Consider the following 25,954-nt stretch of genomic DNA (forward strand, 5'->3'; position numbering starts at 1 on the left):
AATTAAGCGGCTTTTCTTTTATTATTCTCGTTTTTCTTATTTTTAGGTACTAGTATTAATACAGCAATTAGTGATATGGATCCTGCAATTACACTAACTCCCAATCCCCAACCAGCTGATAAATTTTGAGCTGTTTTGTCACTCATAATAATAGCTGTTGACACCGCTCCAGAAATGGCTACACCAAAACTACCACCTAAAGAACTTGCCATTTTATAAATACCTGATGCAGAACCTGCTTTTTCTGCTGGTGCATTTCCAACTGCAGTATTTGTAGATGGAGTAGCATAAAATCCAAATCCAGTTCCCATGACAGCAAGACCAACTACAACAGCTGTAAAATAAGCAGCATTAGGTAAGAATGTTAGTGTCATTAAGAAAATCCCTACTGCAGCCATTAATGTACCTATTGCCATTGGCAAACGTGCCCCTGTCTTAAGCATAACTTTTTCTCCTACGCGAATTGTCGAAACAATGGCAACTAAATAACTAATTGTTAATAGTCCACTTTGGAATGAACTTAAGCCACGTGTTGTTTGAACGTAAGGCATTAATATAAATAGACAACCTGCACACATATTAAGTAAGAAATTTGAGATTACAGCTGCATCATAACCTTTGCTGCTAAATAGCGATAAATCAACTAATGGTACCGAACTTCTACTCTCTATAAATAGGAATATACCAAATAGAATTACAAAAGCAGCTATTAATGAAAGAATAATTGGATTGGTCCATCCAAGTTGTCTTCCACGAGTAACAACTAAATTTAGTGAAAGTAATGCTAACACTAAAGTAATAATTCCAAAATAATCAATGCTTCTTTTTTCTCCACTAGTAATTTTACTTTCTGGAGTACCATTTATTAAAAATATACCAATTAACGCTACAGGAACAGTAAGCCAAAATAACCAACGCCAGCTTAATGCTGATACTACAGCACCTCCAAAGAAGTTAGCAACACCACTGCCACCCCAAGAAGCTAAAGACCAAAAGCTTAAAGCACGTGGGCGAGCTTCACCAGGATAATAGGCATTTATAAGAGCTAAAGTAGCTGGCATAATAAAGGCACCTGATAACCCTTGAATGACACGACCTGCAATAAGAAGTGTAGCTCCCTGAGCTATTGCACAAAGTATGGAACCAATAATACTTAATATAAATCCGATTTGAGTAATCCTAACCCTTCCAACTCTGTCAGCAATACTTCCTGCAGTTACAATGCTAACACCACAAATTAATGCAGTAATACTGACTGCAGTACTAACAATTGAACTTGAAATTCCTAAATCACTAGTAAGTGGTGGTACGCCTGCTGTTATAGCACTTGCAAATAACCAATAAGTTGCAACACCTAGAATCATTCCAAATAACAAACGATCATTACCCTTATAATTTGTCATATATTTTCCTCCTAAACCCTTTTTATTTTTTTCCTTACTAAATTTTAATAATAATTGCATGAAAAGTACTTAAATACTGTTTACACTCACTAATATCTATACTTAATTTTGAATTATAATTTTGTGAGCAATTTCATATTATACCTATTCATCAGAAGTTAAAATAGCATTTCTTCCAACGTTTCTACCCATACCTTTAATTCAATTATTTATCACGTTAGGAGGTTTTTTTTCTTACTAAACGTAAAAAGAAGTTAAAAGTACTATTTTCCTTTTAACTTCTCCTCTGCAGAAAAAATATATAAATCTTGTGTAAACATTCCCTCATTAATAAATGTATTTAGGTTCATTTTTGGATTCTTATCCACTATAGATTTTAGTATATAAAGACCTAATCCTCTATTTTCACCTTTAGTAGAATATCCTCTATCATAAATTTTATCCATATTCAATTCTTGTTTTTTAAATGTATTAGCTACTGTAATATTTAAGTTATTATCAATCGCTTCCACATAAATTTCTAATTTTTTATGTTCATTTTTTAATACTTCCTCTAATGCATTTTCTAATATTATTCCCATAACTCTAGAAAATTCCATTTCAGATATATTACATTCCTTTATTTTTCCTATAGTTATTAAGCTTACTTCTATATCTTTCTTAATACTTAACATTATATAATATGAAAGAATAGATTTTAAAGGTATATAATTTATATCTTTCAAATTCAGGAAGGCATCATAACTTTTATCCCCTACCACTTCTCTACTTAATTTATCTAATAGATCATTTTCTTTTAAGTTATCCATTCCAATGCCTAAAACTATGTTTTTATAATCATGTTTAAACTCTCTATATTTCTCCACTAACTTCTCTATGGTATCTATGTATAGGGTTAATTCCTTAATCTTCTTTTCTTTTTCATTTAGTTCTAATTCATCTTTTATATTCTGAATGTCTAGTTTATTATTTATAATGTAAAACATTAAGATAAAAAAGTTTATCGAAACAAATATGATTAATTTAATTCCGTAGTTAATATTTAAATCATTTATTATTTTTATCAATATATTAATAAGAATGATTATGTATATGCCATTAAAGTTTCTTTCTTTCACATTATCATCTGGAAAACTCAAAGGAATATATCTCCTAAATAACCCAAATGCTAATAAGATTGCTAAATAAATTAATATAAAACTATAATTAATAGGATGTAATAAAATATTAAAATTAAATATATCTGCTATATTTATTTTATAATCTAAAATAAGTACTATACCTGAACTCATATAATAGGACATGAGAGTAATTAACTCTACAAAAAAGGAAAGTTCCAAATTCCTTCTGAAGTTCTTGCCAATGCAGAAATAGGTTATTATATAATTGCAAAACCATACAAATATAAATGATAAAAGGTTATCAGCTAAAAACTGCATAACACTTGGTTTAATAAGCATCACTATTATTATTGCAAAAATACCATTTAGTTTAATATTTATCTTTTTATCAGAAAAAGCATAAATAAGATAGGTTTGAACTAATGTGGTTGCTACTGTGTAAAGCATGATCGTATCTCCTTCTCTCTTCTCTTAGAAACAATCTCCCTTATACCACCAGTAAGAACTACATATAAATCCTCATTAACATCTTCAATCATTTTAATATGTTCTTTATTAACAATTATGCTTCTATGAATTTGTATAAATTGATTTGAAAGTTCTTCTTGAATTTCCTTTAGAGTTAAATTCACGCTTATTTCCTTATTTATTGTATATATAATAATCTTCTTTTTACTCTTATCAGTTCCAATACAAATAATATCTGAGGGTTTTATAATAAATACATTTCCACCAACCTTAAATATTAAAGATTCATTCTCAATCTTATCTTTATAAATTTTAATATATGTATTAAGTGCTTCTCTTATAGAATTTTCCATGTCAAAGCCTTTGTCTATAAAGTCTAATATTTTCAGCTTATATTTAAATACGCTTTGCATTTGATGTACATAAGAAGTAACATATATCATTTCTCCTTTATATTCATCAATATTTCTTATCTCTCTTCCTAGCATTAACCCATTTTTGTCCTGTTTCAAATCAATATCTAAAATATAAAGGCAATCTTCATAGGATTTTAAAGATTTAATATATTTTATTGCCTCTTCATAGATATTAAATGCTTTGATATTACATTCCAAGCCTCTCTCTCCAAATACAAGTTTTGCTATTTGAGAAATTTTTACTATATATTCTTTTCTATCTTCACATATAATTATGTTCATAAAAATCACCACTCTACATTTTTATAATATAATGATACCTCTTTTCTCAATTTTTGAAAATAAAAAGGAACTTACTACTGAAAAGAGCAAGTCCCTTGTTTTTTATTTTATGTTTACTTAATAACTTATTTAGTTTATTTATTCTTCTTAAATAGTGATTTCACAGCTCGTTTTACCACATCAAAAAAGCTTAACGAAGAAACCATATGCTCTGGATCAATATAATTTCGAACAGTACGAAGTACCTTTTTTGCATCTTTTGAGGCAAAAGTATATGTACCATTTTTCTTTGTTCTGATTGCATATCTTGGAATCCATTTTCCTTTAAACATTACAGATGCAATGACATAGTCAACCTCTTCCCAAGGAATTTGAATAAACTTGCGTGTATCACGAGAATTATAGAATTCGAAACCCTTGTCGCCAATCATGAGTTTACCATAATCTGAAAAACCCGTAAATGCTGTTGCTTCAATTACTAAATCTACTTTTGTATTGAGTGATTCAACCATCCGATCTACCTCTTTTCTACTTATACAAAAATTTATTACTATCATTATATATTCTTTATATATTACTATCAAGTGTTTGAAAGTAGATAAACTTAACACATATATTACCAATCTATATTATTAGTATTGTACCAATTATTTTTTACTCTACTTTAACTACTCTATATGTTAATAAAAGCCCAGGCTAAAAAGCCTAGGCTAATTTTTAAATATTACATTAATCCGATTAAGTGGAAAACAATACCAATTACAAATAATCCTAGAATCATAACAATTGGAGATACTTTCTTCTTAAGTAACCACATACAGATAAGTGTGATTATTAATCCTGCAAGTCCAGGAATTAATGAATCTAAGTTACCTTGTAAAGTTGTTACCTTAGTATCAGTTAATGCCATACCTGATCCTTGTTGTAATAGAGCTTGTTGAATTCCAGCAGCTCCATCAGGAAGCTTGCTCCAATCAATGAATGCTCCATCACTTAATTTAACTGATGATACTACTGGTGCAAATCTAACAGATACCCATCTGTTAACTAATGATCCTAATATGAACATACCAAGGATAGATGCTCCTTTTGTAATATCTTGTAATAAACCACCAGTTAAATCTTCACTGATACGAGATCCTGCTTTGTAACCGAACTCTTGTGTATACCACATAAATGCCATACGAATTATGTTCCAAGCAAAGAAGAATATGAATGGTCCAATAATGTTACCGCTAATAGCAAGTGAAGCAGCTAATGCTCCTAATATTGGTCTTACAGTAAACCAGAATACTGGATCTCCGATACCAGCTAAAGGTCCCATCATACCAACCTTAACACCTTGAATAGTTGCGTTATCGATTGGAGCACCATTTGCACGTTCTTCTTCTAATGCTAATGTTACACCAATAACTGGTGAAGCTACATATGGATGAGTGTTGAAGAACTCTAAGTGACGTTCCAACGCTGCAGTTCTTTCTTCTTTAGTCTTATATAATCTTTTGATTGCTGGAATCATTGCGAATGCCCAACCACCGTTTTGCATTCTTTCATAGTTCCAAGAACCTTGAAGGAAAGCTGAACGCCACCAAACAGAAATACGATCTTTTTTAGTTAATTTTAAATCTTTTGCCATTTTCGTCCTCTCCCTTCTTAGTATCTATCTATAAGATCCCCTAATGGATCTCCAGTATTTGAACTTCCGCCGTTGCCGCCTTGTTTACTTAATGCTAAGTAAAGAAGAGCTAATGCAACACCTAAAGCACCTAATCCGATAAGTGTAATTTGTGAAACTGTTGCTAATACAAAACCTACTGCAAAGAATGGCCATACTTCTTTTGTAGCCATCATGTTGATTACCATTGCATAACCAACAGCTACAACCATTCCACCACCGATTGCTAAACCACCTGTTAACCAAGTAGGCATAGCGTCAAGTAATGAACGTATTGGATCAGCACCAATTGCTAATATTAAACCAGCAGGAATTGCTATACGTACACCTTGTAAGCAGATAGCAGCGATTTGCCACATTTCAACAGCTCTGATATTTCCTTCTTTTGCAGCTGCATCCATGAAGTGTACAAATGCTGTAGCAATAGTACGACAAATAATTGTTAATAATAAACCTGCAACTGCTAGAGGAACAGCTATAGCGATTGCTGAAGCAACTCCCTCTTTACCTTGTCCACCAAGAACTAAAATAATTGCGGATGCAACAGATGCTAATGCTGCATCAGGTGCTACTGCAGCACCGATATTTGCCCAGCCTAAAGCGATCATTTGAAGAGTACCACCTAGGATAAGGCATGGTAATAAATTTCCTGTAGCTAAACCGATTAATGTACAAGCTATTATTGGTTGATGGAATTGGAATTCATCCAATATACCTTCTACACCAGCTAGAAATGCTACAATGATGACTAATATTATTTGAATTATATTTAAAGTCACGATTATTAAACCTCCTTTTGTCTAAATAATTAGATTTCTTAAATAATTAAATTATTTAAGTTTAGCTAATTCTTCTTGTGCTTTTTTTAGTATTTCGTCCATATTTCCTTTTGAATCATTTGGTACTTTACGAACGTCAAAGTTTAGTCCAGCTTTTTTAAGTTTATTGAATGTATCAATATCTACTTGATTAAAAGCAAGTACTTTATTTGGTTGAACTTTACCTAAAGAGTGAGCCATTGAACCAACATTGATTGTCTTCAAAGGTACTCCACCTTCTACTGCTCTTAGTACATCCTCTGGATTTTCAAAAAGAAGCATAGCACGTTGTCCACCAAAATGTTGATCATCTTTTGCAAGCTTGATCATATGATCTACTGGTACAACATGAGCCTTAACTCCTGGAGGAGCAGCTTGTGTAATTAAGTTCTTACGAAGTTTGTCTCTTGCAACATCATCTGACACAACAATGATACGTGTAGGTTGCATAGCTTTTGTCCAAGCAGTTGCTACTTGTCCATGAAGCAAACGAGAGTCGATTCTAGCTAAAACATACTCGAATGATCCAGGTGCACCTGCATTAGATTGTTGAGCTGAGGCTTGTGAAGTTCCACCAGTAACTGGTTCTAATGTTTCTGGTTTAACCTTGATTCCTTCTTTAGCTGATTTTAAAATAGATGCTGCAATTTCATGTGCAGATTCATTTGAAAGACGTAAACCATAAGCTTCAATCAACATTGGAAGATTTAAACCGGCTACAATAGCCCATTTATCTTTGTGTTCTTCAAATAGAGAGTTTGCTTGGTTGAATGGAGTACCGCCCCAAAGATCAACTAAGAATAAAACCTCATCTTGCTTGTCAAAAGATGCGATTGCTTCTTTCATTTTTGCTTTTAGATCATCAGGTCCTTCACTTGGCATCAACGTAATAGCTTTAACGTTTTCTTGTTCTCCGAAAATCATCGTACCAGATTGCAAGATGCCTTTAGCAAATTCACCGTGACTAGCAAGAATAATTCCTACCATTTTTACTTATACCTCCTAATTTTTATTTGCTACAAAAACAAAAGGCATGAGCATTATAAAATAAAACAAAATACATATTGTTTGAATTTCATTACACTGCTTGTACATTGAATTAAATTAATTAAAAAACATCATAATACCCTTATAAAGCTGTACAAAACACAATGAGTACAAATCAATATTAAATTATTTTATTTACTTTGATAACGCCTAGTTGAATTAGTAACATGCTTGATATTATTATTTATTATTACTTTGTAATCTACTTAGGAACCGCTATTTAACTATTCCTAACTTGACTACGTTTTCATAATAACACTTTTTTTTATAAATTTCAAGGTATTAAATCATATTATTTTATATTATTTTTTATTATTCAATATTTGTTAATATTTCTGAACCAATCACTTTCTAATTTTCAGAATATTCTAAATATTGATAATTTTCCGTCTAAAACTGTCATATTGAGAATATGCTATGAAACTTGAAAAAAATATGACCGCTTGTAAGTAGCTTTTAAGTTACTTACAAACGGTTTAAGTGAGTTCACAAAAAAATTCATAATTAGAGTTTCTAATATCTTTAGAAATTAGTTCAAAGTTATATAGAGATGCTATTTCTTTTTGATAGCTACACGCCATACCTCTGGTCCTTGCTCAAGATATTCCCATTCAAATTGTTCAGTATATTCTGCTAAAAATTGATAATGTAGTGGTCTTGGATCATGGTCATTTAATAGCTCCATTTCTTCTCCACTCACTAAATTATTAAAAGTATCAAATATTACAACATGCTTTTCCCTTGGTGGATATATACGTGCATCTACTTGTGCTTTAAATCTTGACATAATTCTACCTCCAATATAGATAATTTATAGTATATATATTATCTATAAATAGAGAAACTTTATGTGATTTCAATCACATGTGTGCATCATAGTTCTTAGAATAATATATTTCTTCTAAAAAGTATACACTAAAATCCACCCTCAAAAACAAGAAAAACCCTTCAATTCAAGGGTTTTCCATTGTGTACTTTGGATTACTCTCCTATTACCTTTTCTTGCTCTCATTATTAGCAAAAAAACTTTTGCTAAAATAAGAACAGTTTTTATTGCCAATATGAAGTCATTGAACTTAGCCTTAAAAAGTGTTATGCTATCAAAGTTAAACTTAATATAATATCTTTACTATACAAATAACAAGTGTAACATAGTAATTTAAAAAATATATTGAAGAGCTTATTTCTATAGGCTCTTTTTTAGTGATAAAGAGAGGTAATAACGTGATAAAAGTTGATAATTTGTCCTATTCGTTCCCCCAAAAAGATTTATTTAATAACATTTCATTTACATTAGAAGATGGTAATCATTGTGCTTTTATAGGAACAAACGGTAGCGGAAAAAGTACACTGATAGATATAATTATGTATCCAGAAAAATATATGTTCGATGGTAGTTTAGAACTATCCCCTAATTGTAGAATTGGTTATGTAAGTCAATTCTCACATTTGGACAATATAGAAGAAATTACTGTTTTTGATTATATAGCAGAAGATTTTATTAAATTACAAAATGAAATAACATCTATTTGTACTGAAATGGAAACATCCTCTGATATTGATACTTTACTAGAAAAGTATCAACAAACTTTAGATGCATTTGATGCAATTAATGGTGCCGACTACGAAAACAACATTAATAAGAGCCTAAATCTTGCAAACTTAATAAAGTATAAAGATTTAATGATATCTGAGCTTAGCGGTGGGCAGTTCAAGCTTATTCAAGTAATCAAGGAAATGCTAAACTCTCCAGACTTAATGATTATGGATGAACCTGATGTATTTTTAGACTTTGATAATCTTAAAGCACTTAAAGATCTAATTAATTCACACAAAGGAACAATGTTAATTATTACGCACAGCAGATATCTATTGAATCACTGTTTTGACAAGATTATTCACCTAGAAAACATGGAGCTTCAAGAGTATGACGGAAACTTTATTGATTATAACTTCTCATTACTCGAAACTAAAATTGAATTACAAGAGCTAGCTGCTTCTGATAATGAAGAATTTGAGAGAAACGAAAAGTTAATAAAAAAACTAAGAGATATAGCAACTGACAATGCTGAAGCTTTTAGAGGGAGAACCCTAAGAGCTAGAGTTAAATATCAAGAAAGATTAGAAAAACGTATGATTAAAGCACCATTTGTAGATATTAAGCAACCGAATATACGTTTATCTACATATAATGTGCCCGAAGAAATTGTTGCTTTAAAAGTTAAGGATTATAGCATCTCCTTTGACGATTTGCTTCTAGAAAATGTTAACTTTGAGATTAAATCTACTGATAAAATAGCCATTATCGGTTCAAATGGTACCGGTAAAACAACCTTACTTCAAGAAATATATAAAAATAATCATGATTCTATTGAAATAAATGAAAATGTTAAAATAGCTTATTTATCTCAGCTTCAAGGCAAAACACTAAATGAATCTAATACGATACTTGAAGAATTTTTTGATGCTGGCTTTAAAACCTATGATGATATTAAAGCTCATATTTCAAACTATGGTTTTGAAGAAGAAATGATTAATCAAAAGATAGGATCTTTATCTGGTGGAGAAAAAAATATACTTCAATTGGCTAAAATCTCTGATAGTAAAACAAACATGTTACTTCTTGATGAGCCTACAAGTCATTTAGACACCTATTCACAAATAGCATTAGAGAAAGCCATATCAAATTATCAAGGCGCGATACTTATGATTTCTCATGATTTCTATTCTATAGTTAACTGTATGGATTTTGTTTTAATCATTGAAGATAAGACAATTAGAAAAATGAATATGCGAAAATTTAGAAAGATGATTTATGCTAAGCATTTTAGCTTAGACTATTTAGAAATAGAACAAAAGAAAAAATTAGTTGAAATAAGAATAGAATCTGCTTTAAAAAATACTGATTTTACGCTTGCAAAAGATTTATTAGAAGAGTTAGAAGCGCTGATTAAATTACTCTAAATTAATTGATTATAAAGAGGCTCACTTAATCCCCATCTAACATCTGCGCGATATATAATTTCCTAATTACTGAATACACAGTACTCAGTAACAAATAAAGGCCCTAGACTGATTAATTAGTCCAGGGCTTTATTACTATTATACTTATCTTTATGATAATGAAAGAATAATCTTATATAGAACATATCCTATAGGAAATAAAATGAATATAAGTCCTAAGATTATTGAGCTTGTATTAAATAAAGGTTTTGATACACCATTTTTTGTTTCCATCTGCTTTAAGTATATTTTATCCATTGCTACCCCTGTACCACCAATAATTATGAGAGATATTCCTATAAAACAACTAAATGCAATAAGAATTCCAATTATAGCCGCTAAATACGGTAAAATAAAAAAGAACATCAGGCCACCTCCATCAAAATCTATTCAAAATAAATACTCCTGCAATCAAATAGCACAAAGTAATTAAAATACCCACCCACATATGTATGGCTGAAAGTAACCAATAACTAACTTTTACTTTTTTATCATCTGTATCGAAAAGTTTGCTCGCCTTCATGCCCTTATAGCCTCGTACTATTGCAATGATAGCCAGAACTAGAGCAACTACAAGTGCTAAAAGAATAAGTGCATTTCCTAGTTGTATCATCTTCGTCCCCCTTTTCCATAAAGATTATTATTATTTCGGATTGATATATCTTCACAATATATAGATAATCTGTTGCTTACATTTTTCCATAAGGTTAAGTTAACTACATAACCATTATAACACAATATTTCATTATATGAATAAAATGGAAACTTAAGAAGGGTTATTAGATGATAGATTGATTTTTATCATTCATTTTACTTTTGCCATAACTTTAACGCAATATTCTTTTACACCTACAACACCATTGCTTTTATATACTTTATTTAAATCACTACCAATTCCACCACAATCTGCTCCAGCTTGTATCCATTCACTTATATTATCCTTATTTACTCCGCCAGTAGGCATTATATTAATATCTGGAAATATTGATTTTGCTGCTCCTATAAATCCTTTTCCAACAACACTTCCTGGAAATAGTTTTATAAATCTTAATCCTAATTTATAAGCTTTGTTTACTTCTGACATTGTCATTAGCCCAGGAATTATTAATGCCTTTCTTTGACTCGCATAACTTATTATTTCTTCATCAATGCAAGGTGAAACAATAAAATCAGCATTATTATCGATGCACTCATCTACAGCATCTTTAGTTAAAACAGTTCCTGCTCCAACATACGTACCTTTATATGCTTCTTTTAATTCTTTTATGAGCTTTGGTGCATTGGGTACACTCATAGTTATTTCTATAATCTTCATTCCACCGTCAATAGCTGCCATACTAATTTCCTTTGCTTCTTCATATGTATTAGTTCTAATAACAGCTACTGCTTTTTCTTCTTTTAAAATATTATAAAGTTCTTCAAACATTATTTACACATCACCTTTTATTTATAACTTTATTTAAGGTTATTCTATTGCTATCTTTTTACTTTGTTCTTATATTTTGAGGATTATTGTTCTAACGCTCTATTTTTTTTGCTTGTCCTAAATGTACTAAAACATCATCATAATAAGGTAATCCTTCATTATCACCTTCGACACCAACTACTAGGGATCCAACTGCATTTGCAAATGTAACACAACTTTCTAGTGTTTCACCTTTAAGTAGCGCAGTTAAAAATCCTGCTGCAAATCCATCTCCCGCCCCTACTGTATCTACTAACGCTTTTGGTTTAATAGCTGGAACTTCATATATATTTTTACCATCTGAACCTATTGCTCCTTTAGCTCCTCTTTTAACAATAACTTTCTCTATTCCATAACCGTGAAAAGTTTCTATTGCCTTTTCTATATTAGTATCTTCTAATAATAGTTCTACTTCTTTATCTCCTATTAAGAGAATATCAACACTAGGTAAAATCCTTTGTATAAAATATTTTGCTTCTTCTTTTGTCCACATTTTCAATCTAATATTAGGATCAAAGGATACCTTTAAATTTAATTTCTTTGCTAATTTTACTGCTTCTATAAACACACTTTGATTATTTTTATTAATTGAAGGAAAAACTCCTGTTATATGAAGTATTTTTGCATTCTTAAAATATTCTTCATTCAAATCTTCTGGGTTCATTGTACTTGTTGGAGATTTCTCTCTATAATAAAATGACCTACTAGACCCATCAGATAAAACTTCTCTAAAATATACTGATGTTTGATATCCATCTACAAGCTTAACTTCTGATATATCAACATCTTCTCCTCTTATTGTCTTTAAAATATATTTTCCGAAATCATCGTTTCCTAGTCTACTTATCCATCCAGATTTTAATCCTAATCTTGAGCAACCAATTGCAACGTTCAATTCTGCTCCTCCTACTTTTCTTTCAAAAGTATTCGAAAATATTATTGGTCCTTTTTGTATAGGACACATTGCAATCATTCCATCTCCTATTGTAATTACATCCATTGAGCGTACACCTCTTTCACATGCCGAAATATTCCTTAGCATTGTTGTAACATATACCTTGAACAATATTTTTTAGTAATTTTATATTTTCTGGTACTTCCCCATTTTCAACCCATTCTCCAATTAGATTACAAGCTATTCTCCTAAAGTATTCATGTCTTGTATATGATAGGAAGCTTCTTGAGTCAGTCAACATTCCAACAAAATGGCCTAATAATCCCAAGTTAGCTAATGCTTTCATTTGCTCAATCATTCCATCTTTATTATCATTAAACCACCAAGCTGCACCAAATTGTATTTTCCCCGGAATTCCATCCCCTTGGAAGTTTCCTATCATAGTTCCTAAAACATAGTTATCCTTTGGATTTAATGTATATAAAATGGTCTTTGGAAGAGAATTTTCTCTTTCTAGTGAATCTAAAAGTCTAGAAAGGGGGTAAGCCATGCATTCATCATTTATGGAATCAAATCCAGTATCTGCTCCTAAACTTTCAATCATTTTTGTATTATTATTTCTAAGTGCTGCTATATGAAGTTGCATTGTCCATCCAAGCATATAATAGTGTTTAGCTACAAATCTAAATGTATAAGTCTTATATTTCTTTTCTTCTTCTATACTTATAGCTTTACCGTCTAGCACTTTTTTAAATATAGCTGTTGCCTCTTCTTTTGAAACTTCTGAATATACTACTGTATTGTTAAAGCCATGATCTGATATTCTACATCCAACTGAATGAAAAAACTTTATTCTTGATTCGAGTGCTAGTAAAAATTCATCATAGCAGTTAATGGTAACTTCAGATATTCTCTCCAGATTTTTTACCCATGAAACAAAGCCATCTGAACTTATTTCCATTCCCTTATCTGGTCTAAATGTTGGCAATACCTTTACATTAAAGCTTTTATCTTCCTTAATTTTTATATGATATTCCAATGTATCAATAGGATCATCTGTTGTACATAAAAATTCAACATTTGACTTTTCAATTAAATCTCTTACTCTAAAACCTTCTCCACTAAGTAATGCATTAGCTTTTTCCCAAATTAATGGAGCAGTATCTTCATCTAGAACATCATATATTCCAAAGAATCGTTGAAGTTCTAAGTGAGTCCAATGATAAAGAGGATTACCTATAGCCATAGGTATTGTTTTTGACCAAGCTAGGAATTTCTCATAATCACTTCCATCCCCTGTGATATATTTTTCATCTATACCATTACTTCTCATTGCTCTCCATTTATAATGATCCCCGTATAACCATGCTTCAGTAATATTATTAAATTTTTTATTTTCATATATTTCTTTTGGATTTACATGGCAATGGTAATCAATAATAGGCATTTCTTTTGCGTAGTTATGATATAAATCTATTGCTGTTGAATTAGATAATAAAAAGTTTTCATCCATAAATTTTTTCAAATTATCACCCTACTTTCAAACATTTTTTTAACCAATAGCTAGCATCTGTAACAGTCCCTCTTCTTCAACTGAAAAGTTATACTTTATACTCCTGAATATGCACTAAACCCACCATCTACAGGAATTACAACGCCTGTAACAAAGCTGGCTGCTGGTTTTGAAAGTAAGAATAATAATGTTCCTACAAGTTCTTCACTTTCACCAAATCGTCCCATTGGAGTACTATTTAAAATTTTAGCTGTTCTTTCAGTAGGTTCACCATCTTCATTAAATAATAAATCTCGATTTTGTTTAGTTACAAAGAATCCTGGTGCAATAGCATTTACACGGATACCTGACTTAGCGAAATGAACTGCAAGCCATTGTGTAAAATTACTTATTGCCGCCTTAGCTCCTGAGTAAGCAGGAATTTTTGTAAGTGGAGTAAATGCATTCATTGATGAAATATTTATAATGCTTGTATCTTCCTTACCTAACATATCCTGAGCAAAAACTTGTGTAGGTATTAATGTTCCAAGGAAGTTTAAGTTAAATACAAATTCAACACCCTTAGGATCCAAGTTGAAGAATGTAGTAATATCACTCTTATTTATATCTCCTTCAAAATAATATTCATTAGTTGTTGTTGCTCTAGGATTATTTCCACCTGCACCATTGATTAAAATATCACAAGTTCCAAAGTCAGCAGTAACTTGTGCTCGTGCTGCTTCTAAACTTTCTTTATTAAGTACATCAGCTTTATAAGCTTTTGCTATATTACCTGACTTTGTGATTTCATTTGCGTAATTTTGTGCATTCTCAATATTTATATCTAAAAGAGCTACCTTAGCTCCACACTCAGCAATTGCACTAGCAAACATACTACAAAGTACTCCGCCAGCTCCAGTAACAACTACTACCTTGTCTTTTAAATCTATATTAAATGGTATTTTCATAATTATTTACTCCTCTTAATATTTATAATTATTTCAATTTCCCAAGTGCTTCCCATATACCTGTAATATAACTTGCACCTAATGCTCGATCATATAACCCATATCCAGGTCTACCAGTTTCGCCCCATATCATTCTTCCGTGATCTGGTCTTAAATAACCTTGAAATTTATTTTTATGTAAAATCTCCATGATTTTAACAATGTCAAGTGAACCACAAGCTGAGAAATGAGCTGATTCCTCAAAACTTCCATCATCTAATATTTTTACATTTCTTACATGCATAAAGTGAATTCTTCCTTGTGCACTATATTTATCTATCATTTGATAAATATCATTTGATTTTGTACATCCTAATGATCCAGTGCATAATGTTAATCCATTATTAGGACTATCAACTAGTTTTAAAAATCTATCTATATTTGCTTCACCAGTTATTATTCTTGGAAGACCAAATATATCAAATGGCGGATCATCTGGATGTATTGCCATATTTATATCGTTTTCTTTTGCAACAGGAATAACTTTTTCTAAGAAATATTGCAAGTTCCCCCAAAGAGTTTCTTTATTAATCTTTGAATAATCTTCAAATAAAGCTTTTAAATCTTCTTTCTTATAACTAGAATCCCATCCTGGAAGTGCTAACTCCCCATTCAATGGATCCATTTTTTCAAGTTGATCCTTGTAATAAACAAGTGCTGTTGATCCATCTTCTAATTCTTTATCAAGTTGAGTTCTTGTCCAATCGAATACAGGCATAAAATTATAACAGATAACCTTGACACCAGCTTCAGCTAATCTTCTAATATTTTCACTATAGTTTTCTATATATTTGTCACGAGTAGTCTTTCCTAGCTTTATGTCTTCATGGACCGGCACACTTTCAACTATATCAAAGATAAGACCTGCCTCTTCAACATCTTTTTTTAAATTTGCTATAGTTTCACGGCTCCATACCTCTCCAACTGGCACATCATAAACAGCAGTAACAACGCTTCTCATATTAGGAATTTGTCTAATATACTTTAATTTTACAGGATCATTTTCTCCATACCATCTAAATGATAATTTCATAATAAACACCTCTTATTTAAATTACCTTTTCGTTATTTCTATATCTAAATTATATCTTTCTATTTATAATATTTATTGTTTTTCTTGCTTGAAAAATTACAAAAATTGCTATATTGTATACTTATAAAATGTTATGGAGGCGTCATGGATAATAACATATTAGAATTTACGTCAAGACAAGTGATGAATTCACCTGATTTTGAATTTTTTCACTACTCAGATAAGCATTCATTAAATGTTGAATATCATAATCATGACTTTTATGAGATATTCTTTTTTATCTCCGGAAGAGTTAAATATATTATTGAAGGAAAAACATACAATCTTAGACCTAATGATATTCTACTAACTAACAATAGAGAGTTACATAAACCTGTAATTGAGAATGGAATTAATTATGAAAGAATTGTTATTTGGGTTGATCCAAGCTTTGTAAAAAAGATTGAAAATAATGAAACCTCTCTTACACTTTGTTTTGAAGATTCATCAAAACATCATTACAACCTTCTTCGTCCAAATATCGATCTTCTTCATCTTATTAAGAAGATATATGAAAAGTTTGAGAAATCCTACAATGGAAATGATTATGGTGATGCTCTTCTTAGGAAAATCTATATGACAGAATTATTAATATATCTCAATAGAGCATATTTTGATACATCTAAAGAAATTGAAATCGATATTGAGCAGAATTCGAAAATAAGCAATGTAGTACATTATATAAATGAAAATTTATGTGAAGATTTATCCCTTGACACATTATCTCAGAAATTTTATATAAGCAAGTATCATCTTAGTCGTCAATTTAAGCAATATGTTGGCTTTACTATACATCAATATATTAGTAAAAAAAGACTTATTATTGCCAAAATTCATTTGCATGATGGAGCTTCTATTGATTCTGCATATATTGATAGTGGATTTAATAACTATCAAAATTTCTTAAAAGCTTTTAAAGATGAGTTTGGATTCTCTCCAAAAAAATATGTAAAATCACTTTCGGTAAATAAATTATAAGTCTAGATATAAAAACAAATCTTCCGACTACATAAAACTACAGTCGGAAGATTTTTAATTTAATGAAAAAACCTAGACATCTCTGTCTAGGTTTTTTATATGGTTGAGGCGAAGCATGACCTTTAAAATCCACTATTATTTAAATATCTTATTTATTATAGAATCTGAAACTGCTCCAGTTCCACCAAGAATTTTTTTAAATTTCATCATGTCCTTATTCTGCTTAAGTAAATTAACTATATTATCCGGCATTGAATCACCAACTAAAATTATAGGATTATTTGAGGCTCCAGCTAAAGCAGAACCTGACAAAGCATCTGCAAAGGATTCACCAGTAGCAAAATAATTATCACCATATGAGAATGAAAACCTGGATAGAACTTTATAATTAGTTTCATACCTGTTGCTTCCGTAAATTCTTTCTGCATTTGGAAGCGAGCTCAATACATTGTCACTAACTACTCCAGTTCCTCCAATAACATAGGTTTTTGTTATTCCTTTGCTTCTAATATAGTTGTTTATTTTATCATTAAGCTTGCTTTTATCAGTCAATAGAATTGGAATCTGCTTGCTCCCTGCATAGGAAGCTATAGATAATGCGTCTGGATAGTTATCACCAGTTACTATAAAAGCCTCTTGAGTTTGACTATTAACATATTTCGCTACTTCAAGAGAGGTATCATAACGATCTACTCCTGAAATTCTTGTAACCTTAATTCCTTTGTTTTGAAGAACTGTTTTTATATTATCTGATATTACTCCTATTCCTCCGACCAAAAAAATTTCTTGAGGCTTAAGTTTATCAATTTCATTTTCTATTGCTTCAGGAAGAGAATTTTTTAAAGTCAATAAAATAGGTGCACCGTACTTAGTAGCTAACGGAGCCGCGCATAAAGCATCTGGGAAATCCTCCCCCGTAGCAAGAACAATATAATCAGCATGAGAACCCCAAGCCTTTGAAATTTCAACACTTGTTTCATATCTCGAAAGACCTGAAAGTCTTTGAAATTCCGTTGTAGACAGCGCTTGGAAGGTTATGGAGTTACTACCTGCATAAGTCTGTGCGTAAGAACCCTCGTACCCCTTGATTTTAAAATTTGAATTACAACTACTGAATGTTAAAAAACCAATACTAGTAACACTTTGAGGGATTGTTATATCTGTTAAAGCTGTATCATAATAAAATGCATAGTCTCCAATGCTAGTAACGCCTTCTGGAATTATGATATTAGTAAATGCATAACAATGAGCAAATGCATTAAAATCTATTATCTTAACTGTGTTTGGTATTGTTACATTTGAAAGGACTCTGCACATAATGAAAGCCCTATATCCAATCCTAGTCACTCCAGTTGGGATTGTTATGTTTGTAAGTGCTGTACAATTTTCAAATGCACTGTTTCCTATATTCTTAAGGTTACTTGGAAGTGTAACTCCTGTTAAAGAGAAATCATTGTAGAATATAAAACTACCTGTATCAGTAAGATTATTTGATAACCTTACATTTGATAAAAGCTGATCATTATAAAATAAATAATTGCCTATACTTGTTACGCTATCAGGCATTACTGCAGATCTAAGAGCCTTACAGTCCTTAAAGGCACCTTCTCCAATGTTTGTTACACTGTTTGGTATTGTTATATCCTTAAGTGAAAAGCACTCTAAAAATGCATAAGTTCCAATACTTGTAACACTATCTGGGATTGTTATTCCTGTAAGTGCTTTACAATCTTGAAATGTAGAATTTCCTATACTACTAAGTTTTGATGGAAGTGTTATATTTGCAAGGGATGTACAATATGCAAACGCGCTATCTCCTATGCTTGTTACACTATTTGGTATTGATATACTTACAAGAGACGAGCAATAATAAAATGCAAAACCACCTATACTTGTAACTGTATCTGGAATTGTTACACTTGTTAATGGTTTTTCTCTAAAAGCATTGCTTCCTATACTAGTAACAGCATGTCCATCTATAGAACTAGGAATTGTAATATTGGTATCACTACCATTGTAACCAGTTATTGAATATGTTACTCCATCATCAGATTGCCAAGTAAAACCATTTGCATCCGTTCCTGTTGTTGTAATTGCACTAACAGACGTAACATTAAAGCTTACAAATAAGCTTATCAAAACAAGTATTAACGATATCATCTTTATTTTTCTGTTTTTCATCCCTTATCTCCCATCAAAAATATAACTTTTTTTATTAATAGATAAAACTATTATGTTATTATTATTTTCGTAAATTTAATTTTTTCTTTAATTTCTCTTTTATTATCTATAATCAAAAGTTTATCAAAGTACTGCATTTACCTACAGTAAGATTCATCTTTCACAATTCCAAACTTCCTTATAAATGCAAAAATCCACGGCATAATTTTGCCGTGGATTTTATAGACAGTTTATACATTCAGTTGTTTAGGCCAAAATGGTGAAGCCAACTTTCTTATTTTAATTATCTAAACATTAACTATAGATGAACTAGTTGTTCATCTTTATTTCATTTCATCAACTGCAGTTTTACCAGCAATTCTTCCGAAGGTAAATATATCAGTTAATGCATTACCGCCAAGACGGTTACCTGCATGGATACCTCCAGCAACTTCTCCAGCAGCATAAAGATTTTTAATTGGTTTATCATTTTCGTCTAATACGTGGGCTTTAGTGTCTATCTTAAGTCCACCCATTGTATGATGAATTGCTGGCTTTCTTGGAGTAGCATAAAACGGTGCTTTTAAAACTTTTAAGCTAAATGTATCCTTATGGAATTCAGGATCAAAACCTGCATCAACATATGAATTATATTTATTAATAGTGTCTACAAGAATTGCAGGATCCATACCAACTTTTACTGCTAGTTCTTCTAAGGTGTCTGCTCTAAATAAAGTACCTGCTTCTACCTGACGGTCTATCTTCTCTTGACTTGTATTAGCTGCAGTTTTCTTTATTTCATCATCAGCTATAAGGTAGAATAACCCCCCCTGATCAATAGCAGCTTTTGTTAAAACATCTCTTCCAGAGAATTCATTAATAAATCTTTTTCCTTCTTTATTTACTATTACAAAGTTTTCAGGAGGTACTTGAAGTCCACTAAATAATTCACCAGTTTCAGGATCAGCTACAGGCATCATTTGAGTAAAGCCCATTCCTGTAAGTGCTGCTCCTACAGTTTTACCAAGCAATATTCCATCACCAGTCATAGCGTAAGAATTAGTAGTTTTTATATCGTCAGCAATTTCACTCCAGTAAGTGTTGTATTCTTTTAGCATCTTTGTGTTTGCACCAAAACCACCACTTGCAAGCACTACTGCTTTTGCATGAACAGTTATCTTTTGGCCATTAACACCAGTTGCTATAACTCCTTTTATTTCACCATCTTCTATGATAAATTCTTTTACAGGGCTATCAGTAATGATTTTTCCTGAGTTATCTTGAACATATTTTGTTAGTGCAAGTATAAATGATGAACCATGGCTTTTGGTAGGCTTATGACCACGACGCCAAAGTGCACCAACAGGAGCAAATACTATGCTCTTATCATACTCAACCCCTATTTCCTCTAGCCATTTAACACTTTCTAAAGCTCTGTCTGTAAGGATTTTTACAAGGTCATATTGTCCGTATATAGTGTTGCCATTAAGGTCTGTTCTTTTACCACCAAAATATGTTTGCATTCTGTGAAGTAGTGGAGAGTCAAACAGATGTCCCTTTTGTGTGCCAAACTTTTTCTGGTAAGCAGAAAACTCTTCTCTAAGCGCACGGAAATCATCTATATATTCTGGATGAATTAAGCTCTCATCTGTATCTAGTAGTGCTTCAATTGTATGTCTTTCTCCTGGATTTTCATCAAATTTTACTTGCCACTCTGGATCTGCAGCATTTACAGGACCACCTGAACGTATTGTATTTCCACCTACTGCTGGATATTTCTCAAGAACAATAGCACTTTTACCATTCTGCAGCGCTGTTGCAGCTGCACTTAGTCCAGCGCCCCCGCCACCTACAACTACTACATCACAAGTATATTCTTCGTCTTCTTTGATTAGGCTGCTAGCAGGCTTTGGACGTCTCTTAAGTATGTCAGGATTAACTCCTGCAAGCTTAACTGCTTTGGCTACACCGTCTAGTACAGCATTACTAGTTTCGGAAGCACCAGAAAGAGCATCAACATTTAATGTCTGTCCTTCAATTATTTTATCTGGTATTCTTACAAAAACTACATCTGCAAGTCCTTCTGTCTCGCCATCTGTATTTATATCTATACTTTCTATTCTGTTCTCACTAAAGGATACTTTCATTGGAAGACTTCCGCTGTGACCTATTGCATCTACCTCATATACTCCTGGTTTAAAGGTAAACTCTTCTTCTTCGTTGAGCTGATTTGAAATCTTTGCAAAACGCATAAAGCGTAGGAAGCATATTTCTAGGAAGTCTATGGTTCTTTCATTGTTTAGATTACCATCCTCATCAAATGCTTTATTTGCGCTTCCAAGTAAAAACTCATATCCAGGCATTACATTTGCATCAACACCTGGTGCATCTAGGATTTGACGAAGATGTAGCTGCGCACGAGAAGAACCTTGAGTATCAAGAGAAGCACCAAGGATCATTACTGGTTTGCCAGCAAGTGGATGAAGATCAAAGCTTAGCCATTCAATTAAGCTTTTTAGACTCGATGGGATTGAGTGATTATACTCTGGAGTAGCTATAATAACACCATCACTTGCTGTAATCTTATTATTGAACATTTGTATCACTTCACTTGAGGACTGATTATCAGATTGATTAAACATAGGAACATCTGTAATCTCAAGTATTTCTATTTCTGCCTTTGACTCAAAGTATTTTTTCATAAACTGAAGGAGTTTACGATTATATGATCTTTTTGCACTAGTTCCAACAATTGCTATAAATTTCATTGATATTAATCCTCCTACTCTTGCCAAGTGAATTTTTTAACTTTTTTATGTAAAACTTTTTCTGCTAAAAGTTTTGATGTAATATCTGTAAATAGAAGAAATTCTCTAAAAATTTCATCAAGCTCTGATAGTTTATCTGAATAGATAAGATTTCCTGCGCTATCAAATGCACCCTGTGATTTTCCTAAAAGGAATTCACTGCTTGGCATGATTCTAGCAGCAAGCTCAGGTGAATCAAGTATTTGTCTAAGATGTGCCTGTGCACGAGAAGAACCAAGTGTACCATGAGAAGCACCCACTATTAAAACAGGCTTGTCAGTAAGTGCCTGACTAGTGTAACTAATCCATTCAAGAGCACTCTTTAAAACCGCAGGTATGGCATGATCATACTCTGGAGTTGCTATTATTACTCCATCTGCTTTAAGAATTTTATCAGATAATTCTGCTACCTTTTCAGGAATATCAGTATCCTCTGGTTCATTAAAGGCAGGTAAAGCCTTAATTTCATATAGTTCTATCTCTGCCTCACTCGAAAAATGCTTTTGCATAAATTGAAGCAGCATACGATTAGTTGACACGTCTGAGTTAGTTCCTACAATTGCTAAGTATTTCATAATAATCCCCTTTCTGTATTTAAAAGTTTCATAATTTTAGTAATTGTTTGATATAATTTTAACATGCCTAATATATTATATCTAATAGTTATTTTATTGAAGCTTGATAACATATTTGTTATAATCAAACACAATAATAAATAAGTTAATTATTTCGCAAAAGGGTGAATTAAATGTCAAAATACTATTCTCAGGATATTTTGTATTATATTGATGCCATTTTAAAGTACAGTAATTATGGCAAAGCTGCCAAATCACTTTATATTTCTCAACCTTACTTGACACAGGTTATTAAAAGGGTAGAAAGTCAGTTAAACTGTGAGCTTATAAGTCGTAGCAATCTGCCATATCGATTAACCGAACAAGGGAAGATATATTATCAGTATTTAACTTCAATAGAAAATAATTATTCTAAGCTGCTTAGGGAAATATCAGCTGTGTCAGATATAGATAGCAAGGTTATCAAGATAGGAGTGCTTCCTAGCCTTGGAACCTACCTTTTACCTCTTTTTTTACCAAAATTTCTGGATATGCATCCAAACTGTAGAATAGAGCTTTCGGAGGCTTTACCTGAAAAAAATGAGAAACTAACTCAGAATGGTGAATTGGATTTTTGGCTTGGACAAAATTCAAGAAATATTTCTCCAAACTTAAACTCGATTACTTGGGGCAGACACAGATACCGTGCAATTATTCCTCGCTGCTGTGATTTATATCAGAAAGATGTAGCCATTATTCCAGAAGGAACTATCGACATAAACAAGCTATTGTGTCAAAAGCTGATATTAACTTCCAAAGGTTCTGCTATAAGAAAGCAGATAGATCAGTTATTAAGCATTTATAAGGTAGAGCCCAAAATCATAATGGAAAGCACGGAAATCTATACTATACTCAACCTTGCAACGAATAATTTGGGGGTAACTTTTATACCTGAAAGCATCTATGTAAAGGAGTGCCCATCTGAATACAATATATATGAAGTTCCAATTGATGAGCTGAGTTTAGATTATTTTATAGCATATAACAGTGAAAAAAAACTAACTGACGTTGATAAAGACCTTATAGATGCATTTCTAGTTCATGGTCAAAATAATTTCAATATAGGAGATCCAAATGAATGAGTATACGAAGATAATATATCTTATGGGAACAAAAATCTCTCTATATATAAAAGGTGAGGCTGCTGAAAAGCTTGCAGAAAAGGCTTGCGATATGCTGATTCATTATGAAGAAGTCTTTAGTGCCAACAGTGATGACTCACAGCTTGCGATGCTTAAAAAAACAGCTGCATCAGCTCCACAAAAAGTAGATGAGGAACTGTATGAGCTGATAAAAATAGGAAAAGAACATAGTCTATGTGAAAATACATACTTAAATATTGCAATAGGTCCATTAATAAAATTATGGAGAATAGGTTTTGAGGGGGCACATGTACCAGAAAAAGAATCTATAGAAAAGGTGCTAGAACTTTTAAAACCCGAGAATATACAACTAGATGATGAGAAAAAGACCGTGTATTTCTTGAGAAAAGGCATTGAGATAGACCTTGGAGCCATAGCTAAAGGCTATTTTGCTGATAAAGTTATGGAATTATTTAAGAAAAATGGGGCTGTTTCAGCTATGGTAGATATGGGAGGTAATGTTCTCGTTTTTGGAGAATCACCATCCGAAGGCGGTGACTGGAAAGTCGGAATACAAAATCCGTTTCTACCAAGAGGCAATGCGGTAGCACTTATTAAAATAAAAGATCAATCCGTTGTAACCTCAGGGATATATGAGAGGGTGTTTGAAAAGGATGGACTTAAATACCACCATATATTTGACAGCAAAACAGGCTATCCAATAGAAAGCAATATAGCTTCATTAACTATTATTGCTGATAAATCCCTAGACTGTGATATATATACTACAAAATTGTTTGGATTAGATGCTACTTCAATTATTCATGCAGTTAATAGAATTAATGGTATGGGTGCTGTTGTAATAACTGTGGATGGAAAACTAGCCTATACAGATAATCTTAAGGGAAGAATATATCCAATAACAATGTAATATTCCAAAGAAAAAGATGATAAGGAGATATCAGCCTTATCATCTTTTTTTTGTACACATCATTGATGGTGCTAGGGTATCGAACCCGTCCGAAGGCAAACCCTCATGACTTTCTAGGATTTTATCCTACTAGATTTTCTCCAGCCTTGTTTCATCTAACAGATATAACACAGACTTAAATAAAATATATGTACTAGTATTGAACACTTAATAAACAAAGCGCATCTGCACTAGCTTTATGGCCTACATCATTCATATCCTTAGACTCGAAAGCTTTTTGAATTATGTTCAAAGGTAATTGCCCAAGTCCCACTTGAATTAATGTACCTACTATTACTCTTTCCATATTTAATAAATATCCATTTGCTGTCATAGTAATAATAATTTCGTTTGTAGTTTCCCTTACATCAAGAGAAATTAGCTTTTTAATTGATTTCTTTGTTTTCTTATTAGTAGTAAAAGCTAAGAAATCATGTTCACCTAGAAGTTGTTTTGCGGCTTCTCTGCTTTTATTTACATTTATTGTTTGATTCATTAAGTTAACATAGTGTCTTTCAAACAAAGGACGATTAGGCGCATCTTTCTTCCATAATCGATATTCGTAAGTGGCACTCTTCATTAAATATCTACTATGAAATCTTTCATCAACAGTTTCTACTGATAAAACAATAATATCATCAGTTAAATATTTTTCGAAATAATCAAAAATTTCTTTCTCACTTAACCTATTATCTGGAGCTATAAAATTAACAATTTGCCCCTTAGCATGCACCCCAGCATCAGTATTAACCGCACCAATAACCTCTATCTCTTGGTCATAGAGCTTTGATAATATCAGTTCTAGCTTACCTTGAATACTCTTTTCTGCGTTATCTTTGGATTTATTATACCCCGTATATTTTCTACCATCATAGGCTATCATCATCTTATAATTTTGCATTTGAATCCTCCTTTTCCTAAATACTAATCAATACATTTTATCATATATTAAGTTATGTTAATATATATTTGAAATTCTAACCCTATCGCAAAAGATAAAACCCCTCGACATATAGTTCTTAGCAATTATTATGTATGCTATTCGTTTAGAAACTAAACTATAATCTACTTCCTGCTAATAATTTTGTGATAAGAGCGAATTGTTAGAAAGGACGTTAGATTTTTATAATAGATTTATGGAAGTAAAATGAAAAAACCTAGACAGAGATGTCTAGGTTT

At 31.7% G+C, this 25,954-nt stretch carries 23 protein-coding genes; 4 read left to right on the top strand and 19 right to left on the bottom strand.

Annotated features, from left to right (window positions below):
* Positions 1-2: 2 nt before the first annotated feature.
* The 8 genes from PTZ02_RS10760 to PTZ02_RS10795 all read right to left on the bottom strand — a co-directional run bounded on the left by PTZ02_RS10760 (position 3) and on the right by PTZ02_RS10795 (position 8,017).
* A complete protein-coding gene (locus PTZ02_RS10760; RefSeq protein ID WP_274227782.1) occupies positions 3-1,403 on the bottom strand; it encodes an MFS transporter in 1,401 nt (466 codons plus the stop codon).
* Between the two features lie 263 nt (positions 1,404-1,666).
* The gene (locus PTZ02_RS10765) at positions 1,667-2,971 is read right to left on the bottom strand and encodes a sensor histidine kinase (protein ID WP_274227783.1); all 1,305 of its coding nucleotides are present in this window, start codon (positions 2,969-2,971) and stop codon (positions 1,667-1,669) included.
* Positions 2,956-3,690, bottom strand: coding sequence for a LytR/AlgR family response regulator transcription factor (locus tag PTZ02_RS10770; RefSeq protein ID WP_274227784.1), 735 nt, complete (start codon positions 3,688-3,690; stop codon positions 2,956-2,958). The genes PTZ02_RS10765 and PTZ02_RS10770 overlap by 16 nt, the downstream gene beginning before the upstream one ends.
* Positions 3,691-3,824: 134 nt before the next feature.
* Positions 3,825-4,202: a DUF956 family protein gene (locus tag PTZ02_RS10775; RefSeq protein WP_274227785.1), complete on the bottom strand. Its 378-nt coding sequence runs from the start codon at positions 4,200-4,202 to the stop codon at positions 3,825-3,827.
* A 212-nt stretch (positions 4,203-4,414) separates the two neighbouring features.
* Positions 4,415-5,326 carry a PTS system mannose/fructose/sorbose family transporter subunit IID gene (locus tag PTZ02_RS10780; RefSeq protein ID WP_274227786.1) on the bottom strand — a complete coding sequence of 304 codons (912 nt, stop codon included), beginning with the start codon at positions 5,324-5,326 and terminating at the stop codon, positions 4,415-4,417.
* Positions 5,327-5,343: 17 nt separating this feature from the next.
* Positions 5,344-6,144: a PTS mannose/fructose/sorbose transporter subunit IIC gene (locus tag PTZ02_RS10785; RefSeq protein WP_274227787.1), complete on the bottom strand. Its 801-nt coding sequence runs from the start codon at positions 6,142-6,144 to the stop codon at positions 5,344-5,346.
* Positions 6,145-6,195: 51 nt separating this feature from the next.
* Positions 6,196-7,170: a mannose/fructose/sorbose PTS transporter subunit IIA gene (locus tag PTZ02_RS10790; RefSeq protein ID WP_274227788.1), complete on the bottom strand. Its 975-nt coding sequence runs from the start codon at positions 7,168-7,170 to the stop codon at positions 6,196-6,198.
* Positions 7,171-7,783: 613 nt separating this feature from the next.
* A complete protein-coding gene (locus tag PTZ02_RS10795; RefSeq protein WP_202768164.1) occupies positions 7,784-8,017 on the bottom strand; it encodes a DUF2249 domain-containing protein in 234 nt (77 codons plus the stop codon).
* Positions 8,018-8,454: 437 nt separating this feature from the next.
* Here PTZ02_RS10795 and PTZ02_RS10800 point away from each other — a divergent pair, with 437 nt between their 5' ends.
* Positions 8,455-10,194 (top strand): ABC-F family ATP-binding cassette domain-containing protein, encoded by a 1,740-nt coding sequence (locus PTZ02_RS10800; protein WP_274227789.1) that lies wholly within the window; start codon positions 8,455-8,457, stop codon positions 10,192-10,194.
* 150 nt (positions 10,195-10,344) lie between these two features.
* Here PTZ02_RS10800 and PTZ02_RS10805 read toward each other — a convergent pair whose 3' ends face one another.
* From PTZ02_RS10805 to uxuA, 7 genes are all read right to left on the bottom strand, one after another.
* A complete protein-coding gene (locus tag PTZ02_RS10805) occupies positions 10,345-10,599 on the bottom strand; it encodes a hypothetical protein (RefSeq protein ID WP_274227790.1) in 255 nt (84 codons plus the stop codon).
* A gap of 13 nt (positions 10,600-10,612) precedes the next feature.
* Positions 10,613-10,846, bottom strand: coding sequence for a hypothetical protein (locus PTZ02_RS10810; protein ID WP_274227791.1), 234 nt, complete (start codon positions 10,844-10,846; stop codon positions 10,613-10,615).
* 192 nt (positions 10,847-11,038) lie between these two features.
* Positions 11,039-11,659, bottom strand: a complete 621-nt coding sequence (locus PTZ02_RS10815) for a bifunctional 4-hydroxy-2-oxoglutarate aldolase/2-dehydro-3-deoxy-phosphogluconate aldolase (protein ID WP_274227792.1) — start codon at positions 11,657-11,659, stop codon at positions 11,039-11,041.
* Positions 11,660-11,750: 91 nt separating this feature from the next.
* On the bottom strand, positions 11,751-12,698 hold the full coding sequence (locus PTZ02_RS10820) for a sugar kinase (RefSeq protein WP_274227793.1): 948 nt from the start codon (positions 12,696-12,698) through the stop codon (positions 11,751-11,753).
* Between the two features lie 16 nt (positions 12,699-12,714).
* Positions 12,715-14,118: a glucuronate isomerase gene (gene uxaC, locus PTZ02_RS10825; RefSeq protein WP_274227794.1), complete on the bottom strand. Its 1,404-nt coding sequence runs from the start codon at positions 14,116-14,118 to the stop codon at positions 12,715-12,717.
* An 83-nt stretch (positions 14,119-14,201) separates the two neighbouring features.
* The gene (locus PTZ02_RS10830; protein WP_274227795.1) at positions 14,202-15,053 is read right to left on the bottom strand and encodes an SDR family oxidoreductase; all 852 of its coding nucleotides are present in this window, start codon (positions 15,051-15,053) and stop codon (positions 14,202-14,204) included.
* 28 nt (positions 15,054-15,081) lie between these two features.
* Positions 15,082-16,125, bottom strand: coding sequence for a mannonate dehydratase (gene uxuA / locus PTZ02_RS10835; protein ID WP_274227796.1), 1,044 nt, complete (start codon positions 16,123-16,125; stop codon positions 15,082-15,084).
* A 144-nt stretch (positions 16,126-16,269) separates the two neighbouring features.
* Between uxuA and PTZ02_RS10840 the strand changes: the two genes are divergently transcribed.
* On the top strand, positions 16,270-17,142 hold the full coding sequence (locus PTZ02_RS10840) for an AraC family transcriptional regulator (protein ID WP_274227797.1): 873 nt from the start codon (positions 16,270-16,272) through the stop codon (positions 17,140-17,142).
* 135 nt (positions 17,143-17,277) lie between these two features.
* Here PTZ02_RS10840 and PTZ02_RS10845 read toward each other — a convergent pair whose 3' ends face one another.
* The 3 genes from PTZ02_RS10845 to PTZ02_RS10855 all read right to left on the bottom strand — a co-directional run bounded on the left by PTZ02_RS10845 (position 17,278) and on the right by PTZ02_RS10855 (position 22,684).
* A complete protein-coding gene (locus PTZ02_RS10845; RefSeq protein WP_274227798.1) occupies positions 17,278-19,323 on the bottom strand; it encodes a leucine-rich repeat protein in 2,046 nt (681 codons plus the stop codon).
* A 323-nt stretch (positions 19,324-19,646) separates the two neighbouring features.
* The gene (locus PTZ02_RS10850; RefSeq protein ID WP_274227799.1) at positions 19,647-22,070 is read right to left on the bottom strand and encodes a flavocytochrome c; all 2,424 of its coding nucleotides are present in this window, start codon (positions 22,068-22,070) and stop codon (positions 19,647-19,649) included.
* A 14-nt stretch (positions 22,071-22,084) separates the two neighbouring features.
* Positions 22,085-22,684 carry an NADPH-dependent FMN reductase gene (locus PTZ02_RS10855; RefSeq protein WP_274227800.1) on the bottom strand — a complete coding sequence of 200 codons (600 nt, stop codon included), beginning with the start codon at positions 22,682-22,684 and terminating at the stop codon, positions 22,085-22,087.
* A 173-nt stretch (positions 22,685-22,857) separates the two neighbouring features.
* Here PTZ02_RS10855 and PTZ02_RS10860 point away from each other — a divergent pair, with 173 nt between their 5' ends.
* Positions 22,858-23,805 (top strand): LysR family transcriptional regulator, encoded by a 948-nt coding sequence (locus tag PTZ02_RS10860; protein WP_274227801.1) that lies wholly within the window; start codon positions 22,858-22,860, stop codon positions 23,803-23,805.
* A complete protein-coding gene (locus PTZ02_RS10865; RefSeq protein WP_274227802.1) occupies positions 23,798-24,736 on the top strand; it encodes an FAD:protein FMN transferase in 939 nt (312 codons plus the stop codon). The genes PTZ02_RS10860 and PTZ02_RS10865 overlap by 8 nt, the downstream gene beginning before the upstream one ends.
* A gap of 193 nt (positions 24,737-24,929) precedes the next feature.
* Here PTZ02_RS10865 and truA read toward each other — a convergent pair whose 3' ends face one another.
* Positions 24,930-25,676 carry a tRNA pseudouridine(38-40) synthase TruA gene (gene truA, locus PTZ02_RS10870; RefSeq protein WP_274227803.1) on the bottom strand — a complete coding sequence of 249 codons (747 nt, stop codon included), beginning with the start codon at positions 25,674-25,676 and terminating at the stop codon, positions 24,930-24,932.
* Between the last annotated feature and the right edge of the window lie 278 nt (positions 25,677-25,954).

Source organism: Clostridium sp. 'White wine YQ', assembly GCF_028728205.1.
GTDB lineage: Bacteria > Bacillota > Clostridia > Clostridiales > Clostridiaceae > Clostridium_T.

Coding starts and splice junctions, on each gene's coding strand:
- PTZ02_RS10830 (WP_274227795.1), bottom strand. CDS start 15,053: ATGAAAATACCATTTAATATAGATTTAAAAGACAAGGTAGTAGTTGTT.
- PTZ02_RS10770 (WP_274227784.1), bottom strand. CDS start 3,690: ATGAACATAATTATATGTGAAGATAGAAAAGAATATATAGTAAAAATT.
- PTZ02_RS10760 (WP_274227782.1), bottom strand. CDS start 1,403: ATGACAAATTATAAGGGTAATGATCGTTTGTTATTTGGAATGATTCTA.
- PTZ02_RS10820 (WP_274227793.1), bottom strand. CDS start 12,698: ATGGATGTAATTACAATAGGAGATGGAATGATTGCAATGTGTCCTATA.
- PTZ02_RS10815 (WP_274227792.1), bottom strand. CDS start 11,659: ATGTTTGAAGAACTTTATAATATTTTAAAAGAAGAAAAAGCAGTAGCT.
- PTZ02_RS10845 (WP_274227798.1), bottom strand. CDS start 19,323: ATGAAAAACAGAAAAATAAAGATGATATCGTTAATACTTGTTTTGATA.
- PTZ02_RS10840 (WP_274227797.1), top strand. CDS start 16,270: ATGGATAATAACATATTAGAATTTACGTCAAGACAAGTGATGAATTCA.
- PTZ02_RS10795 (WP_202768164.1), bottom strand. CDS start 8,017: ATGTCAAGATTTAAAGCACAAGTAGATGCACGTATATATCCACCAAGG.
- PTZ02_RS10850 (WP_274227799.1), bottom strand. CDS start 22,070: ATGAAATTTATAGCAATTGTTGGAACTAGTGCAAAAAGATCATATAAT.
- truA (WP_274227803.1), bottom strand. CDS start 25,676: ATGCAAAATTATAAGATGATGATAGCCTATGATGGTAGAAAATATACG.
- PTZ02_RS10765 (WP_274227783.1), bottom strand. CDS start 2,971: ATGCTTTACACAGTAGCAACCACATTAGTTCAAACCTATCTTATTTAT.
- uxuA (WP_274227796.1), bottom strand. CDS start 16,125: ATGAAATTATCATTTAGATGGTATGGAGAAAATGATCCTGTAAAATTA.
- PTZ02_RS10780 (WP_274227786.1), bottom strand. CDS start 5,326: ATGGCAAAAGATTTAAAATTAACTAAAAAAGATCGTATTTCTGTTTGG.
- PTZ02_RS10790 (WP_274227788.1), bottom strand. CDS start 7,170: ATGGTAGGAATTATTCTTGCTAGTCACGGTGAATTTGCTAAAGGCATC.
- PTZ02_RS10810 (WP_274227791.1), bottom strand. CDS start 10,846: ATGATACAACTAGGAAATGCACTTATTCTTTTAGCACTTGTAGTTGCT.
- PTZ02_RS10855 (WP_274227800.1), bottom strand. CDS start 22,684: ATGAAATACTTAGCAATTGTAGGAACTAACTCAGACGTGTCAACTAAT.
- PTZ02_RS10805 (WP_274227790.1), bottom strand. CDS start 10,599: ATGTTCTTTTTTATTTTACCGTATTTAGCGGCTATAATTGGAATTCTT.
- PTZ02_RS10860 (WP_274227801.1), top strand. CDS start 22,858: ATGTCAAAATACTATTCTCAGGATATTTTGTATTATATTGATGCCATT.
- PTZ02_RS10775 (WP_274227785.1), bottom strand. CDS start 4,202: ATGGTTGAATCACTCAATACAAAAGTAGATTTAGTAATTGAAGCAACA.
- PTZ02_RS10865 (WP_274227802.1), top strand. CDS start 23,798: ATGAATGAGTATACGAAGATAATATATCTTATGGGAACAAAAATCTCT.